This is a genomic window from Bacillus sp. RC252 (assembly GCF_044909215.1).
Taxonomy (GTDB): Bacteria; Bacillota; Bacilli; order Bacillales; family Bacillaceae_G; genus Bacillus_A; species Bacillus_A mycoides.
In genome coordinates this window covers 1-1,282 of the sequence record NZ_JBIYDV010000057.1, presented here as the reverse complement: position 1 = coordinate 1,282, position 1,282 = coordinate 1, and the positions used below count along the sequence as shown (strand labels likewise).

Below are 1,282 nucleotides of genomic sequence, written 5' to 3'. Positions count from 1 at the left end.
TGAAGTGAACCCGAATAGTGGTACATGAAAAAAACACCTCCTGAATTCGCATACTAAGTATGCAAATTCAATGGAGGTGTTTTTCGTTTGAAGACAAGAGTTCATTACCCAGAAGAAATAAAATGGAAAGTGATTGAAATGAAAAAGGATGGTTATTCAAATCGTACCATTATGGAGACACTCGGCATTAAAAATGTTTCCCAAATTAAGACATGGATGAAATGGTATCGCACAGATCAAACATATCGTTTTCAACAACCTGTGGGAAAACAATATTCTTATGGAAAAGGGTCAAAAGAGCTAAGTGAATTGGAACAACTACGATTAGAAAATAATCATTTAAAAACAAAATTACTTGTATGGGGAAAGTATCTGGAAATCGAAAGGAGCTGAAACCACATACCGTTATTACCCTATGGAATGAATTAAAAACAAAAGTAACCGTACAAGAACTGTGTAAAGTATTAGAATTACCACGCTCCTCATTTTATCGTTGGTTACAGATAGCCGAACGCCCTAAAGACGAGATAGAAGAGAAAGTAAAGAAAATCTGCCTTAGGCATAAATTACGGTATGGATATCGAAGAGTGACCGCCACTCTTCGGAAAATGGGACTGTGTGTGAATCATAAAAAAGTATTACGGATTATGAGACAATATCATATACTCTCAAAAGTGCGTCGAAAGAAAAAGAAATATATAAATGGTACGGAACCAGTGGTAGCTCCTCATCGATTGGAACGTCAATTTGAAGCATCAGCCCCAAATGAAAAGTGGTTCACAGATGTGACTTACTTATTATTTGGAGAGCGTACCTTGTATTTATCAACGATTATGGATGCCTTTAATCGTGAAATTATTAGTTATGTCATTAGTGAGTCACAAACACTGACATTAGCGATGAAGACATTAAAACAAGCGATGAGAGGAAGAAAAGTAAAAGGTGTCATCCTTCACTCGGATCAAGGGAGCATTTATACAGCGAAGGAATTTCAAGCATGTGCCAAAGAAAACGGCATTATCACCAGCATGTCCCGGAGAGGAAATTGCCATGATAATGCCGTCATGGAAAGCTTCTTTGGTCATTTAAAAAGTGAAGCTTTCTACTCACAAAAGATAACAAAAGTATCCAACACAACTGTGCGAAAGATTGTGCTAGAATACATTCATTACTACAATTGTGTGCGAATTCAAGAAAAATTAAACCACCTATCCCCTAAAGAATTTAGGGAACAGATGGTTTAGGTGTTTTGATATGTGTCCCGTTTTCGGGGTTCACTTCA

At 36.8% G+C, this 1,282-nt stretch carries 1 protein-coding gene; it reads left to right on the top strand.

Features of this window, described 5'->3' with window-relative positions; genetic code table 11:
- Window positions 1-87: 87 nt before the first annotated feature.
- Window positions 88-1,244 (top strand): IS3 family transposase gene (locus ABH960_RS29505; protein WP_404449983.1). Its coding sequence is split into 2 segments (ribosomal slippage): window positions 88-340 and window positions 340-1,244, totalling 1,158 coding nucleotides; the frame shifts between segments, so codons are not numbered across the junction.
- Window positions 1,245-1,282 lie beyond the last annotated feature (38 nt).